We start from the raw sequence: 15,670 nt of genomic DNA on the forward strand, positions 1-15,670 counted from the left end.
TGAAAAACCACGGAATACAAAGACCCTACGTAGAACACGTACCCGAAGGAATGCGAAAAAGAATGGGACTATAAAACCCCTGGCAGAAACCGACAAAATAAAGAAAAATCTCCGGCTCCGAACCGGAGCACACTTTTTAGAAAAACATCAGCCGAACAGCCGTCGGATTTTTTCATTGTCAGATCTCAGCTCCGAATCCTTCCGTAATCAGCATAACCTGCTGTATTCCTCCAGGGTCTTGAACAGTAAAATCAAAACCATTGGAGGGACATCTCCAAGAGCACCGGATACCCGGCGGCAGCTCCTTCACAAAGCGGCGGGAACGGCTCTGTCGCATGAAGTATGGACAGCAGAACTTAATGGACAATGCCCGGAAAAAAAGAAATTATAAAGTCGGGCAGTTCATCGAGTTGTGCGTGTACTCCCCGTCGCCCTCAAGCTTTCCCTTCTTGCGGTTCTTCAGCACAATGGAAACCGTTGCCGGAACCGCAACCACTGCACCAAACAGCGTAAAGCCCATTGCAAGCACCGTCACCATACCAAACCCGCTGATGATCGGGAAATTCGAGAACATCAGTGCCGAGAAACCGCACATCGTCGCACAACCGGACACCGTAATTGCCGTTCCGATCTTGCCGGTACCGTTCTGCACCGCCGTTATCGTATCATGATGCTCCATCTCCTCATAGATACGCTCCACCATCATGATACAATACTCGGCGGCTACACCTATCGTCATCGCCCCCATCGTTGCCGTCAGAATCGTATAATCGATACCAAAGAAGTACATCGCCGCACCGTTCCACCCGATGATCAGCACGATCGGCACCAGCGGACAGATAGCCATACCCGCACTGCGGTACAGAATCGCCAGGAACGCAAAGATGATCACAAATGCGAGCAGCGTCATCTTCGTCTTTCCTTCACGGATATCATTCATGATCTCGACAAACGAATACGCACTGCCCGTCACAACCGCCTCAATACCCGGCGGTGGTGCAAAGAACTGCACATCCGCAGTAACCTCCGCCACCAGTGACCGCTGCTGCGCCTCCGACAGCGACTTCATACCGAAACTGATGACCGCCTGGGAACCATCCTTGATGTAGGACGCTTTATCCGCCTCACTCATCGAGTTCAGAATCTTGTCAATCTCCACCTGCGTCGTCGGGATAACACCGCCGTTCTTCTCCACAATCACGGTCGCAATACTGGAAACACTCGTAAACCGCGTATTGTACAACGCCAGCTCATGCGCTCCCCACTTATACATCCACTCTATCGCATCGGGACTGGTCAGCTCCCCTCCCTGCACATACACCTGGAACCCTCCGGTATCACCCATCGCACGGGTTACCGTATTGATATTCACAATAGCAGGCATATCCACCGGCACATACGACTTCATATCAGTACTGACCGGAACCTCCTCGTCCAGATACACACCAGTAAATCCAATAATACAGAGAACGAGCATGATCGGAATAGCAAACTTCGTCACCTTCACCGCGAGTTTCCTCAGAAGCTCATTGTACGTCTCCGAGAACGGCTTTTTCTCCTCACCGCTCGCCGAAAGCTTGTGCGGCTTGGGCTGGTAATTGGTAAGCACCGCTGCCAGCGGAATAATGATCAGTGCCGCAACATAACAGCAGGCAATACCAAGAATTGCAGTAATACCAAACTGACGGATATCCGGCAGAGTGGAAACCATCATCGCCATGAATCCCAGTGCACTGGCAATCATTGCGTAAAACACCGCAGCACCCGTCTTGGACACCGCGAGTTTGATTGCCTCGGGAAGAGGGTGCTTATTGCGCATCTCATCATCCAGACGCGAATGGAACTGAATTGCATAATCCACACCAATACCTAAGAGAATCGGCATTGCACCAATCGTTGTCATCGAAAACGGCAGACCAAAAATTCCCATCATACCAAACGTCAGAATCAGACCGGTGAACACACTCACAATCGACAGCAGCGGGAACCGCACGTGATTGAACAGGAACTTACAGGCAAGCATCATCAGCACAATTGCCGCCACCAGCAGAATGATCATGTTCGAACCAAGATCGCCTCCCATATCCTGCTGCATTGCCGCATTACCCGTAAAGGTCAGCGTCACTCCCGGAGGAATATCAGCCGCCGCCGTCATACTCCTCAGATTATTGAGAATACTCTGCTGCGTAGTTGAAGACGTTCCGGTATCCAGCTTGATCAGAATAATCGCAAGCTGCCCGTTCGGCATAATAGACGTGGTAACACTTTCCGGAATCTGCGCAACAACAGCATCGATGGACGCCTGATTCTGCGGAATCGTTCCGCCGCTGTAGGCGGCCAGTACATCATACACACTTTGTACCGACGAAACACCCTGTGTTGTCGCCATCTGCTTCTGCAGAGTATAGACACGGTCCACAACCGTTACGTCCATTACCGAGTCGGCCTGCACCATCAGCATGATGGAGTCCGACTGGAAGTTATTCTTATAACTTTCCGAGATGTACGCGCCGTGAGCGTTTTTGTCCGCATCCTGTGTCTCAGTACTCATGGACAGAGTACTTGCTCCAACAAAAGAGAGCATAATAAGAGCTATCAGGAAACAGCCGGTCAAAAACGGCCGCTGTACAATGAATTCGCTAATCTTTTCAAGTGGTGATATCACAGGAAGTGCCTCGCCAAAATGCTGGTAATATTTCTTCTTTGAGCCTACATAAACTTGCCTTCTAACAAAAGAGTATTGACGGGCAGTTTTCGGAAAAAAAGAGCGGAAACAGACCAAACCCGGCCTGATTTACCCAACACGGATGAACGGGTGTTTTTGCAGGAAAACAGCAGGGAAAGATCGCAGAACGTTACCGGCCGGGCTCGTTGATCCCGGCCTTGTTCTGCATGTTGTATCTGCGGAACAGGGAATCGATCGTTTCCACCTCGCTTGGATCTTTATCATCACGCAGGCGGACGAAACGCGGAAACCGCAGAGCATATCCCGCAGCATAGGTGGTACTTTTCTGCAGCTCGGCATACCCCACCTCAAAAACGACATCCGGTTCAAACACCACGGTTTTACCGTGTTCAGCGATGATTTTATCCTTGAACAGCTCGTACAGCTCGGCAAGCATGGCATCATCAATACCGGTCGCCACACGGCTCAGCTCCAGCAGATCCCCGTTTTCATCCTGACAGGCAAGCAAAAACGAACCGAACATCTTCGCACGCTTTCCTTCGCCCCACTCAGCACCCGTAACAACAAGATCAATCGTATCAACCTCGGGCTTGATCTTGATCCAGAGTTTACCCCGGTTACCGGGGAGATAGGGAGAATCCAGAACCTTGAGCATGATACCCTCGTTCCCGTCGTCAAGCGCTGCATGGTAATAGCTCTCGATCTCCTCCGGAGAATCGCTCACCATCTGGGGAGCAACAAAATCCTTCATGACCCGTTCCAGAATCTTCCTGCGCTCAGAAAACGGACGGTCGATCAGCGTCTCTCCATCACAGACGAGGATATCAAAGACACGCGGCTGCATATGAATGGCATCCGCCGCATCCGTAACACCGTGCTTTCTGCGGATCCTCCGCAGAACCGTCTGAAACGGCATGGGTTTGCCGTTCTGCATCGCAATAACCTCACCATCAATGATGACATCATGATCCGTTGCAGCAGAAAGCAGCGCCACCACATCCGGGAGAGATGCCGTCATCTCCTCAAGACGGCGCGAATAGATTGCCGTCCTGCCCCCTGCCTTGTGGAACTGGAACCTGCTGCCGTCATACTTGTTCTCGGCTGCAAGGAACCCGTGCGCCTCCACCATACCGGCAATCGATCCTGCCTGCGCAAGCATCATCTTCACCGGCCGGAACGGAGTGATGTGCACTTTTGCAAGGGCAGCGGGATCGGTTTTTGCCAGAAGCGCCACCTCGCCGAGATCATTGAGAGCCTGATGAGCGTGTTCAACGATCTCCACCGGAACGGCAAATCCTTTGGCAACAGCCTCGCGGACAACACCTTCCCCGATACCGATCCGCATCTCCTCAAGCATCAGCCGCGACAGATACCGCCCTTCCAGCGGGGATGCATTGGAGAGAAGATACTGCGCAGACCGCATGCGTTCCTGCTGGGACTTGCGCCCGGAAGTCTTTGCCATCTGTAAAAACCGTGCATGCACCTCAAGCAGCTCAAGATCCTCGGAAAAAAACATCGTCTGTTCCCGTTTTTCCAGCAAATCTTCAACAACCCTGCCGGTATCACCGGAACTGTTAATTGCCGAGATTACCACCTGCCGCTTCTTTCCGATCACATAGGCAAGCGCCTCATACAAAAGACCCGGACCAAACCCGAGCTTCTCGGACGACCAGTCAGGGAAGATCTTCCCGCGCATAAACCGCACGAACACCGGCAGCTCCTCTTCAGACAGAGACGGAAAAACCCCGGAAAGAACATCGATCATCGCAAGCCGGGAAGAGATGGTTTCAAGCCGGTCACACAGTTCTGCAAATTCACGAAACAGCATTGCAACACCTACACAGTAAAACGGACAAGCCGCTGCTCCCGGTACCCGGGAAGCTGGTCACTGACATAAATCTTCATCCCCGACTCCCCTGCGGCATCCTCCGCGGATTCACGGGCAAGGTTCGGACGGTTGTAGTTCTCCGACAGATGCGCAAGGGCAAGAACACCAACATCTCCTGCGAGCAGACGCTGTGCCGCAGCAGAATTTTCATTGGAAAGATGCCCGTCCTCGCGGATGCGGTCTTTCAGATACCGGGGATACAGCCGGAGAACGCGGCGGTTGCCGCAGCAGCGGGCACCACAGCTGCGGCATGCAGCACAATCGGGAAAGGTATCGTTCTGCATCGCAGAAGAACAGTAGTTGCTTTCCAGCACCACCGCATCGCAGCCGCGGAGAATATCAAGCATCGCAGGCGTTACCTCATGGGTATCGAGGCAGACACCGATACGGGCCGCGCCGTCATCAATGACAAAACCCGAAGGCTCCGCCGCATCATGCCAGGTACGAAACGCGGTAACGCAAAGACTGCCGGCGGTCTCCGGAATTTTATCCCGGCAGACAACCAGCTTTGCGGTCTGCGGCAGAAATCCTCCGCGAACCGAAGCATCCAGCGTACCGCCTGTCCCGTACACCGGAATCTTCATCGCCTTGACAAACGCCTTTGCAGAACGGACGTGATCGGAGTGCTCGTGTGTCACGCACAGCGCACGAACGCGGGAAGTATCAAGAGAAAGATCCTCCAGCGTACGCTTCAGGTACCCGACTCCGGCATCAATTACCACTGCATCCGTATCGTTTCCGATGTAGATGCTGTTTCCTTTACTCCCGCTTGCGAGCAGCACGCACTCCATTGTATATTGATTGGCGCTTCTCAAAGAAGAATCTGCAGGGAACGATAAAAAAAGATGAGATGAAGAGATACCGGTCAGAGCCGGTCTTCTTCGCTGTTATCCGGCCAGCAGGTAATACCTTTGGCATTGGAAATACTGGACGGATTGAAGACGGGTTCTTCGACACCGTCTGCTCTCTGATCGAAGTAATCTTTCAGTGCTTCGAATGCATACTTTGCCAGGAAGAGCAGCACTCCCATGTTGAAGATACCCATCAGTGCCTGGAAAGTGTCTGCGAGATCCCATGCAACACCCATGGACATCATCGATGCAACAAAGACCATGATCACAATCGCAACACGCAGAATGACGATGGCCTCTTTTCTCTGGGTGATGAATTTAGCGTTCGTCTCACTCATGGAGTAATAGCTGATCAGACTGCTGAAAGCAAAGAACAGCATAAAGAGTGCGATAACATACGGACCTGCAGCACCAAGGAAGGTGTTGCTCATTGCTTCCTGCACAAGTGCCGCACCGCTGACTGGGATGTTGGCATAGTCGGGATAGGCAACGTTTGTGTAGATGAGAACCACAAACGCAGTTGCGGAACAGACGACGAGTGTATCAATTAAAACACCAACGGACTGGATAAGACCCTGTTTGACCGGGTGTTTAACATGTGCCGACGAAGAGACATTTGGTACGGAACCAATACCGGCTTCGTTGGAGAAGACACCACGCTTCAGACCCCACATGATAGCAGCACCGATTCCGCCGCCGACAAATGCCTGTACACCAAAGGCGTAGGAGAAGATTGTCTGGATAACCAGAGAAACCTGGGTGAAGTTGACTAAAACGATCATCAGACAGAGGATCATCCACAGCATGGCCATTGCAGGCACTATCCAGACGGAAGCATTTGCCACACGCTTGATTCCGCCGAAGATAATCACTGCGGCAAGAACTGTCATGACCACAGCAAAAACAATCTGATCCGTTCCAAATGCATTGGAGAATGCGAGGGTTGCCGTGTTGGCCTGCACACCAATGAACATCAGACCATAGGTAAAGATAATTAATACTGCAATAAACGCTGCAAACTTTGGTTTGCCCAGACCGTTTTTAATGTAGTATGCCGGTCCCCCGTGGAAGAAACCATCCTCTTTTTTCTCTTTGTAAATCTGACCAACGGTACATTCCACAAAACTTGTTGCAGCACCGATGAAGGCGAAGACCCACATCCAGAAAATTGCACCAGGACCTCCGGACACAATAGCAACCGCCACACCAGCGATGTTGCCCACACCAATCCGGGCTCCCATACTGACACAAAATGCCTGGAATGAGGAGATGGTCTGTTTACTTTTTTTTTCGCGAATTCCGGTAAATGCAACTCTGCACGCTTCCCCCAGACGGTTCAGCTGAACGCCACCGGATCGGATAGTAAAGTACAGGCCAATACCAATCAGGAATACAAACGCAATATACCATACGTAGGTATTGACGACGCCATTCACCGAAGCAATGGCATCGTTAAGCGCCTCAAAAACACTCATACGTTAAATATTTTCTCACTGAGACAATATATACGTATGGATTTGCGGGCGGGGAAAATGCACAATTAGAAGGAATCCATGGAGATTCCGCCGAAATCCTCTGATTTCACCGGGGAGGTGATACCGAATGCGGACTGGCCAGCCCACGGTTCCAGAGAGTTGGCAACGCCTGCCATGTAGTCCAAAATATCGATGGAGAGTTCGCGTTTTTCTTTGCTTGCCCGCATCTGCTCCATTAAAAATCTGAGTTTCTCCGGATCTTCGCCCCGGAGTTTGGCAAGGGAGATGACGCACATGTAAATGCGGGTAAGATTCCGATCGGTACCGGTAATGGTGTCGAAGAACGCCCGCAGAACCTGTGCCTGATACACCTCGCTTCCCATAGTTACTCTACCTTTGCATCTGAGAGGTAATATAGATTACCGTCATTTTGCCGTACTGACGATCCGGATAACATCGCCGGACTTGAGTTCAGTACTGTCCTTGATCCGCATTTTCGTGCGGGCATCAACCGCATACAGGAACCCGTTGCCGATGTCGGTGTGGACACGGTAGGCGAGATCCTTGGGGGTGGAGCCCTTCGGCATGAGGAACGCATCCGGAAGAACAACACCTTTTGCATTGCAGCATTTGTTGTCGTCCTCAACCGGATAGACAACGATCATGCCGATCTCCTCAAAGACAAGATTGTTAAGTGCTTCCTGCACGCCGGTTCCGCCGAACTTTTTCATGTTTTCCGCGATCATGGTAAGCGCCTTGAGCTGCGGCGCGGAAAGTTTTGCACCTTCGACCGGCACAAACGTACCGTCACCGGGGAGGTAACGGAGAATTTTTGCCTGCGCGGCGGATTTGAGGGCAAGTTCCCCTGCGGCAATGGTAGGGACCGCGCCGAGTTCCTTCAGTGCCGCAAGGTTTGCGTCCGATGCCTGATCCGCTTTGTTTGCGGCAATGATCATCGGTTTTGAGACACGAAGCAGAACCTCGCACATCTTTTCGATGTCTTCGGGGGTTGCTTTGGCGAGGTTGATGCCGGTTTCGTTCACGGCTTCACGGATCTGGATCGCGTTGATGCGCAGTCCTGCAAGTGCGCCGCCAAGGAGATCGATCAAGACCTGGTCTTTCCCCTGCGCCTGCCGGACGAGTTTGGCAAGATGCTTGTCCACGATTCCCGCCATCCACATGGCAAATTCATACCTGAGGAACTCGACATCCTCACGGGGGTCGCGGGTACCGATGTCAACCGGATTACCTTCCGCATCAGTACTTCCCGATGCATCAACGACCTGAATAATACCGTCGGCTTCCCGGAGGTTGTCAAGGAACTGGTTGCCGAGCCCCCTGCCGAGATGTGCATCAGGCACAAGTCCCGCAACATCCAGAAGCTCAACCGGAATGAACCGGACACCGTCAACGCAGGAGGTACAGTTTTCCAGGCCGAGCTCTTTACAGGGGCAGGGTGACCGCACGTAGGCGACACCCTTGTTTGCATCAATGGTGGTGAAGGGGTAGTTGGCAATCTCAACGTTTGCAAGAGTCAGCGACTTAAAAAATGTCGATTTCCCGCAGTTTGGTTTTCCCGCAAGGGCAAGAAGCAGCATGGGTACATTCTCCAGAACTTTCTCCGGCGGAACACGATATTTTTCCTGCCGGATATATCTTTGAGGTATGATTAGGTTATGCAGACAGATGTATCCTTCGGAACTCCGGGCGTTGCATCTTTATTCCTGAACAGTCCACGAACCGCACGGAACGGAAAAAAAACATCACGGACTGCTGCCGGACACAACCGCATCCGCATACTCCGCAACCGCCCGGTCAAGAGCATCCGAATCAATGGATTCGGCAAGACGGCGGTTGTACTCTTTCATCAGCTTTTCCGAGAGAAGACAGCGGGAACTTATCTCATACTGCCCGGCAGTGATACCCTCCTGCGCCATATCCATCACTACCCGATCAACCATCGGTGTCATCAACGGCTCCATAATATCCCTAACACACGCGCCGCGGTTCATTCCCGGAGGAATGGCGCTGCCGTAAAGAGAACCGATCTCCGGATCCAGTCCCGCCCCGGTAACAGAGACTGCAGTGCTTGCATACAGAACCGCATACCCGTGCGCAAACATTGCATTTACCGGGTCCTGATACGGCGGCTTTTTCCTGCGCCGGTAACCGAGTTCCGGCGCGGCAACCCGGGAGAGAATCTCATAGTACATGTTGCGGGTAAGCAAAAACACCCGGGCAAGTTCTGGAAGGGTGATCAGGAACTCAAGCTCGCGGGATGCGTCGGCCAGTATCTCAAGTTCCCCCTTGTAGTACAGACCATCCTCACGGCCGGAACCGAGTTCATTGAGATACCGCATACGGGACTTCAGGGACGAGACGATAACCGACATCGCAAACCGGTGAACCGGGATGTTTTTCTGCGCGGATCTCAGGGGACAGGCAGTATATCCGGGAGGACAAACCATCCCGACCGGCTCCCCGTGAACATCAAAGAACGAGACAGGGATGTTGTTTGCCGTCAGATGTGCAACTGCCGCGGTCTCAAGGGTATGACCTCCCGCAATGAGGAGATGGCGGATGGAAGACAGCGGGTATGAGCGCCGTGACGTTCCCTCGCGAATAGTGAGCGTACCGCGGGTTGCACGAATATCCGCACCGTACCCCCACACAGTAACCCAGGGAACACCGCTCTTCATCGGAACAGATCTCCCTCGTTCTGGCCGTTCAGCTGGATTCTGCATTTGCCGCAGAAGTATTTCCGTTTGCGGTCCAGATCATCAAGATTGCGCGGGCAGTACATGATGCAGCCGGGATTGTCACAGTGTTCCAGACCGAACAGATGGGCAATCTCGTGCGCCCCTTCCTTGACGATGCGGTCAATGAGCGCATCGTCGTCCGGATGACGGCCATAATACTCATTCGTCAGCCGTGCGGGAGACACCACCGCAACACCGAGGGCCGGATAGGCAAGACCAAACACGAAGTCGGCGAGCGGCTCAAAAAGATCGACCGGCGTTACCAGCAGGACTTTTTCATGGAGGTGATTGAACTTATTGTAAAACTCAATGTCAACGTCCTCAGGTTTGAAAAGCTGAGGGTACCGGCGGCGAAAGATGTCGAGTTTCGTGAGAATTTTCACCGCGTCGCACTGCTGACGGAGAGGATCAAACCCTTCGAGCGGAAAAGTACCGTTATCGATGCGGGATACGGGCATCTCCAGTACGCCCGAGAGCTCCTCAGTGACGGGTCTGCTCAGACCAATAGGAACCCTGCTGTCCCAGAAAACGTGTACTCCCATATTGGTAGATAATTTCATTGTGACGGGACATAAACATATTGAACATTTATCAAAGGACGGGGGAAGCGTGTCAGCATATCAGATTGAAAAAAGCGTAGGGACATACATCCGCGATCACTACCGTTCGGCGGTGGAGATAGGATTCGGCGGAAAAACAATCGCAGCAGAGATTATTCAGGAGGCAGGCATTCCCATTCTGTGTACGGATGTCCACTCCTACCAGACGACCGCAGTCCCTGCGGTCGTGGATGATGTATTCTCTCCGACGCTTTCCTACTATCAGGGAGCAGACGTGCTGTATGCAATCCGGCCCGGATGCGAGATGATCCCTCCGATGATGGAACTTGCAGAACGGATTGGGGCAGAGCTGATCGTGTATCATCTCGGGTTTGAGCTGTATGAAAACGGGGGAGAAACCATGGATCTCGGAGATATTCTGCTGCACCGGTACGTGAAACGCCTGTAAGAGAGAATGCGCGTATTCCCTTTCCCTGCGGCAGTCAGTCTAAAAACTATTTATTTATGCATATCCAATACCATATGATTTCCAGGTTTTTTCCATGAATAAGGCGCAAAAGAAATGGCTGTTTATTTCAGTCGGCATCAGTGTGGTTGCACTCGTTGTGATGCTTCTTTTGACGTTCGACACCGATACACTTGTCGCGTTGGAAAAATGCAATCCCTGGTACATTCTTCTCGGTTTTCTTTTGCATATCTTATCGATTGTGTTCTGGGCACTGCGTATCAAACTGATGTGCTGGTCCCTCGGATACCGCGTGCCGTTCTTCCATTCGGTAAACCTGATCTGTGCAAACATGCTGGTCGCAGCCGTGACACCGTCGCAGGTCGGCGGCGAGGCGGTACGGGTGTATGAGCTGTACAAATCCGATGTTCCGACCGCCGATGCAACCGCCGTCGTTCTCATGGAACGGGTCTTCGACGGCATTGTGCTTGGTATCGGAACGGTCGTCGGGGTGTATCTGCTCGGCAAGATGTTCAGTCATCTGAACTTCCCTCCGGTGTATATGGGCGTTGCCTATTTTGCGACGTTCTTCTTCATCGGCGCGCTTCTGCTGTTTGCAGTTCTCGTGAAACGGCCGCAGTGGACAAAGATCATCGTGGCAAAAGTTTCAGGACTGTTCACCCGCCGCTGGGATTCCCAGAGAATTGACCGGCTGCTTGGCATGCTGGATGAAAACATCGACCGGTTCTATGTCACCATCGGACACTTCGGCGGACGGTCCAAGATCGGTATGGCGCTCGGACTGCTGATGACCGTTGCGTTCTGGGCCTCGGAATTTATCATCGCGTCGGTCCTGATGGTGGGTCTTGGGCTTGAACCGATGTTTCTGATCTCGTTCATCTTCCAGCTGCTGATCGCAATGATCATGATGATTCCGTTAACTCCGGGCGGTGTGGGCGTTGCCGAGGTGAGTATCGCCGCGTTCTACTCGATCATCATTCCGCTGCCGCTGGTGGGTGTGTTCGTGCTGCTGTGGCGGCTGATTCTGTATTACTTCAACGTGGTCGTAGGTCTTATTGCAAGTCTGCGGATTGTGCGGCGTGAAGCCCGGGATTCCCTGAAAAAAACACAGAAGTAACTCTATATTTAAATTTCCAGCGGACAATTCAGTAAGTAACGAGTTCTTGGTATTCTCATGGACACAAAACAGAAAAAATGGTTATGGATCTCTATCGGGCTTTCGATGGTGATTCTCCTTGCGGTAATGGTTCTGACGTTTAATGAGAATACCATAGAGTCATTGAAAAATCTGAACCCCTGGTTCCTTCTTCTTGCATTCTGTCTGCACATGACCGCAATGTGTGTATGGGCGCTGCGCATCCGGGTAATGTGCAGGTCGCTCGGGTATCTGGTGCCGCTGCGGCACTGTCTGAATATGGTTTGTGCGGGGCAGCTGATCGCATCGATTACCCCGTCACAGGTCGGGGGAGAACCGGTGCGCATTCATGAACTCTACAAGGCAAAGATGCCGGTTGCGGATGCAACGGCGGTTGTCCTGGTGGAACGGCTGATGGAAGCGGTGCTGCTGGTGCTCGGCGTTATCGTCGGTATGGGTCTGTTCTCGATTGTGTACAGTAACGGCGAGATGCCGGAGATGGTGATTACCGCTGCATGGATAGGCACGGGATTTTTTGTGGCGCTGCTGGTCATTCTTGCGGTGCTGCTTTCCCGGCCCCAGCTTATCCGGAAAATTGTGTTTAAGATTGCAGGATTTTTTACGAAGAAGTGGGACAGTGAGCGGATTGCAAAACTCACCGCACAGATTGATGAGGCGATTGACCGGCTGTATCTGACGTTTGAGATGTTTGCAGGCCGGGCGAAGATGGGACTCGTACTCGGGTTTCTGCTGACGATTGTGTTCTGGGCCTGTGAGTATGCGATTGCGTCGGTGATTATGATTGGTCTTGGGTATCCGCCGAATTTTCTGCTGTCGCTTGTGTTTCAGCTGATCATTGCGGTGATTCTGATGGTGCCGTCAACGCCGGGAGGGGCAGGTGTTGCGGAGATCAGTTATGCGGCGTTTTATTCACTGATTCTTCCGTCGGCGGTTGTGGGGGTGTTTGTGGTGCTGCTGCGGCTGATTCTGTACTACTCAAACCTTCTTATCGGGTTTATTGCAAGTTTCCGGATTGTGAAGCGGGAGGCGGCAAATCAGCAGGTGGAACTGGAGGAGGAAGCAGTCTGAACCGGGATTATATTCCTCTGCGCGACCGGCTCCGGTATATTCTGACGAAGGATGACCGGACCGAGGATTTCTACCGGTATCAGTATGAGCGGCTGTTTTCACGATTTTATTCTCCTGATGAGGGGTGTCTGCGGTTCGGCCCGCTTCGCCTGCCGCGGTTGTCCACATCCGTGCACCCGACACGGGAGGAAGCGTACTATGCGATGGAGATCGGGGATATTCTGTTTCCCGCACTGTTCCGGAGGTACGGGTATGTGGATGAAGGCCCCTACGAGTGGGGGGCGGTGCGGATTGCGCCCGGCGATGTGGTGTTTGACTGCGGAGCGAACCTGGGGGTGTTTTCTCTGCTTGCTGCATACCGGGGGGCGGAGGTGTTTGCATTTGAACCGATTCCCCAGGCCCGGACTATTCTCGGACAGACGCTGGCACTGAATCCTGATTTACAGGAGCGGGTGCATGTGGTGCCGTATGCGCTGGGAGCTGAGGAGAAAGATGCCGAGTTCACGGTTCTTGCGGATACGCTGGTCGGGTCATCGATGGTACTGCCGCAGTCCGGCAGAAAGGTTCGCGTGCCGGTGACTACGGTGGATGCGTTTGTTGCGGCGGAGGGGCTGGATGCGGTAGACTTTGTGAAGGCGGATATTGAAGGCGCGGAACGCCAGATGCTTGCCGGGGCAGCGGATACCCTGCGGCGATGTACGCCAAAGGTTGCGATCTGTACGTATCATCTTGCAGACGATGCTGTCGTTCTCGCAGATCTGCTGCGAAAGGCGGATTTTCGGTATGTACTGAATGAACGGTGGAAAAAGATCTACGGCTATGTTCCCTGAGAGATCCATGTAGCCCGGAAAAACAGCGCCGCTGCGATGCAAACCTATTTATCAATCAGCGATAGAACTCTCTGTAATATGACGGCAGGTTTTTTTGACCGATTTACCGCGAAGAAACCGTGGATTGTGGAAAGTGTTCCCCCACCGGTTACCGGACACGGAGCGGGAATGAGTGTTCCTGAATACAAATCAAAACCGTATTTCATCGTTGCATCCGTTGAAATGGGAAATACGACAACAAAATGCATTCTTACCGGAACCGACCTGGAAGAGGGGCGATCCTATGTAATCAACAAAACGGTCTCAATGAGCCGTGATGTTCGTCCCCCCAAACCCGGAGAAGATGTGTTTGGCACAACCCTCGACGGAACCGAACTGACCCGCGAGTCCGTAACGGAACTGGTGCGGGACACCCTGATTAAATGCCACCGTGACGCGGACCTGAGCATCAAAACCGATCTGGACTTCGTCGTCCGCAGTACCGGTGTTGTTGCTGCAATGGATTCCCCCGATCAGGTTGGGGATTTCATCGTCGCCCTTGCAAACGGCTGTCTTGAGGCGGGTGTCCCGCCCAAAAAGATGACGCCGCCGATGGGAAAGGACAATCTCCCGCCCAAACTGCGCGAGTTCAGCTTTGCCGACCGGCTGGTCTTCACCGGAGCCGTTGCAGGGGTTACCCCGCCTGCCGGAGCATCCGGTGTGGAAATGGTCGCAAACGAGATGGAGGGCGAACTCGCCATGGCCGGAATCAAAGAAGGCGCAAAATGGACGCCCGTTGACTTCCGCAACCCCTGTATCTCCATGGACTTTGGCACAACCCTCGACGGTCGTATCACCAGCGACGTCGATCCGAATGCGGAAAGCCCGTTTGCCAAAACCATCGGCAACTTCTGCGGTCTCGCCGGTGCAATCCCTGACGCTATTATCCGGGGAACAGGCCTTGTGGACAAGAAAAAGGGAACTGCACTGGACCTCTTTGGCGAAAGCTGCCGGCCTGCGGCAAACCGCGCAACCAAAAAAGCAATGCCCTATGTGGAACGGTGCCTTGCACTCCTTGACATCACCGAAGTTCCCGCCGACCGCAAACACTTCGGCAAAGTCCCGGTCTGTGCAGATGTCGCAAAAGCATCCGGTATCTACCTTCTTGGTGTTGACGCCGGACACGACGGCGATAAAATCCCGGAGCTTGAGGCAATCGGTGCCGAACTTGCAAAGAACGAAGGCAAAGACGTTATCCGCGAAGTAATTGACCGGCTGTGTGCTGCCATTGCACTCAAAATCATCGATCTCTGCAGCGAACGCGGACTTCTCCCGCCGAACAGTTCCATCGGATTTACCGGCCGTGCCATCATCTCCGGCAACAAACCGCAGTACATTCTGGACGGTGTTGCCGAACGCGGTCTCTATGACGAACCCATAAATCATCTGGTATTTGTGGACGACGGACTGGCCCGCGGTGCAGCACTGATGGGCAGATGCATGAACAGTCTCGGCCACCCGAAGTGTCCGATCGGCGGCGTCCGCGGAGGAAAATGTATTATGGCCAAACGTCAGAAAATTGGAAGGTAATCTGATATGACGGAAACAGAAGAAGTGGATCTGATCGTGCCGCCGGGAACACCCCGCACGATTATCCGGGATATTGCTCTCACTTTTGAGGTGGAGATGGTCAGCGTAACGCGGCCGCTGAACTATGCAAACATGGTCAATGACGAACGCGAACTGATTGCATTCCGCGGCAGACCCGAAGAGATCAAAAAAGCAGAAGCATTCCTTCTGGAAAAACTCAGAGAGTTTATTGACAGCTGAATCTGCATCGCAGATTAGCTGAATACTTGAGAATTTCCATCAACCCCTTTTTTCTGGACATTGTAGGTGAGTTAGTGGTGAGTGGGAAGAATGGGAAAAGAGAACGCAGATAACGCAGATGC

15 protein-coding genes are annotated in these 15,670 nt (G+C 52.8%); 7 read left to right on the top strand and 8 right to left on the bottom strand.

Annotation, left to right across the window (positions count from 1 at the left end; all coding sequences use genetic code 11):
• Positions 1–391, top strand: a 391-nt coding sequence (locus O0S09_RS09340) for a hypothetical protein (RefSeq protein ID WP_268923710.1), incomplete at its 5' end; no start/stop codon positions are given.
• Here the strand turns inward: O0S09_RS09340 and O0S09_RS09345 are convergent.
• The 8 genes from O0S09_RS09345 to O0S09_RS09380 all read right to left on the bottom strand — a co-directional run bounded on the left by O0S09_RS09345 (position 386) and on the right by O0S09_RS09380 (position 10,201).
• Positions 386–2,665 (bottom strand): efflux RND transporter permease subunit, encoded by a 2,280-nt coding sequence (locus tag O0S09_RS09345; RefSeq protein WP_268923711.1) that lies wholly within the window; start codon positions 2,663–2,665, stop codon positions 386–388. The genes O0S09_RS09340 and O0S09_RS09345 overlap by 6 nt on opposite strands.
• Positions 2,666–2,855: 190 nt before the next feature.
• Positions 2,856–4,514: an ATP-dependent DNA ligase gene (locus O0S09_RS09350; RefSeq protein WP_268923712.1), complete on the bottom strand. Its 1,659-nt coding sequence runs from the start codon at positions 4,512–4,514 to the stop codon at positions 2,856–2,858.
• An 8-nt stretch (positions 4,515–4,522) separates the two neighbouring features.
• Complete coding sequence (locus tag O0S09_RS09355) at positions 4,523–5,365, bottom strand: MBL fold metallo-hydrolase (protein ID WP_268923713.1); 843 nt, start codon at positions 5,363–5,365, stop codon at positions 4,523–4,525.
• A 74-nt stretch (positions 5,366–5,439) separates the two neighbouring features.
• Positions 5,440–6,900 (bottom strand): alanine/glycine:cation symporter family protein, encoded by a 1,461-nt coding sequence (locus O0S09_RS09360; RefSeq protein WP_268923714.1) that lies wholly within the window; start codon positions 6,898–6,900, stop codon positions 5,440–5,442.
• A gap of 65 nt (positions 6,901–6,965) precedes the next feature.
• The gene (locus tag O0S09_RS09365) at positions 6,966–7,283 is read right to left on the bottom strand and encodes a hypothetical protein (protein WP_268923715.1); all 318 of its coding nucleotides are present in this window, start codon (positions 7,281–7,283) and stop codon (positions 6,966–6,968) included.
• A 42-nt stretch (positions 7,284–7,325) separates the two neighbouring features.
• The gene (locus tag O0S09_RS09370) at positions 7,326–8,498 is read right to left on the bottom strand and encodes a redox-regulated ATPase YchF (RefSeq protein WP_268923716.1); all 1,173 of its coding nucleotides are present in this window, start codon (positions 8,496–8,498) and stop codon (positions 7,326–7,328) included.
• Positions 8,499–8,663: 165 nt separating this feature from the next.
• Complete coding sequence (gene cas1 / locus O0S09_RS09375) at positions 8,664–9,599, bottom strand: CRISPR-associated endonuclease Cas1 (RefSeq protein ID WP_268923717.1); 936 nt, start codon at positions 9,597–9,599, stop codon at positions 8,664–8,666.
• Positions 9,596–10,201: an archaemetzincin family Zn-dependent metalloprotease gene (locus O0S09_RS09380; protein WP_268923718.1), complete on the bottom strand. Its 606-nt coding sequence runs from the start codon at positions 10,199–10,201 to the stop codon at positions 9,596–9,598. Before O0S09_RS09380 ends, cas1 begins: the two co-directional genes overlap by 4 nt.
• Before the next feature lie 67 nt (positions 10,202–10,268).
• Here O0S09_RS09380 and O0S09_RS09385 point away from each other — a divergent pair, with 67 nt between their 5' ends.
• The 6 genes from O0S09_RS09385 (at position 10,269) to O0S09_RS09410 (ending at position 15,548) form a co-directional block, all read left to right on the top strand.
• The gene (locus O0S09_RS09385) at positions 10,269–10,667 is read left to right on the top strand and encodes a UPF0146 family protein (RefSeq protein ID WP_268923719.1); all 399 of its coding nucleotides are present in this window, start codon (positions 10,269–10,271) and stop codon (positions 10,665–10,667) included.
• Between the two features lie 94 nt (positions 10,668–10,761).
• Positions 10,762–11,802 carry a lysylphosphatidylglycerol synthase transmembrane domain-containing protein gene (locus tag O0S09_RS09390; RefSeq protein ID WP_268923720.1) on the top strand — a complete coding sequence of 347 codons (1,041 nt, stop codon included), beginning with the start codon at positions 10,762–10,764 and terminating at the stop codon, positions 11,800–11,802.
• A 57-nt stretch (positions 11,803–11,859) separates the two neighbouring features.
• Positions 11,860–12,909, top strand: coding sequence for a lysylphosphatidylglycerol synthase transmembrane domain-containing protein (locus O0S09_RS09395; protein WP_268923721.1), 1,050 nt, complete (start codon positions 11,860–11,862; stop codon positions 12,907–12,909).
• Positions 12,910–13,079: 170 nt separating this feature from the next.
• Positions 13,080–13,739, top strand: a complete 660-nt coding sequence (locus tag O0S09_RS09400; protein ID WP_268923723.1) for an FkbM family methyltransferase — start codon at positions 13,080–13,082, stop codon at positions 13,737–13,739.
• Between the two features lie 78 nt (positions 13,740–13,817).
• Complete coding sequence (locus O0S09_RS09405; protein ID WP_268923724.1) at positions 13,818–15,308, top strand: methanogenesis marker 14 protein; 1,491 nt, start codon at positions 13,818–13,820, stop codon at positions 15,306–15,308.
• Between the two features lie 6 nt (positions 15,309–15,314).
• Positions 15,315–15,548: a hypothetical protein gene (locus O0S09_RS09410; RefSeq protein ID WP_268923725.1), complete on the top strand. Its 234-nt coding sequence runs from the start codon at positions 15,315–15,317 to the stop codon at positions 15,546–15,548.
• The last annotated feature ends 122 nt before the right edge of the window (positions 15,549–15,670 follow it).

The sequence above is a fragment of the Methanocorpusculum vombati genome (genome assembly GCF_026891935.1).
GTDB classification, from domain to species: Archaea; Halobacteriota; Methanomicrobia; order Methanomicrobiales; family Methanocorpusculaceae; genus Methanocorpusculum; species Methanocorpusculum vombati.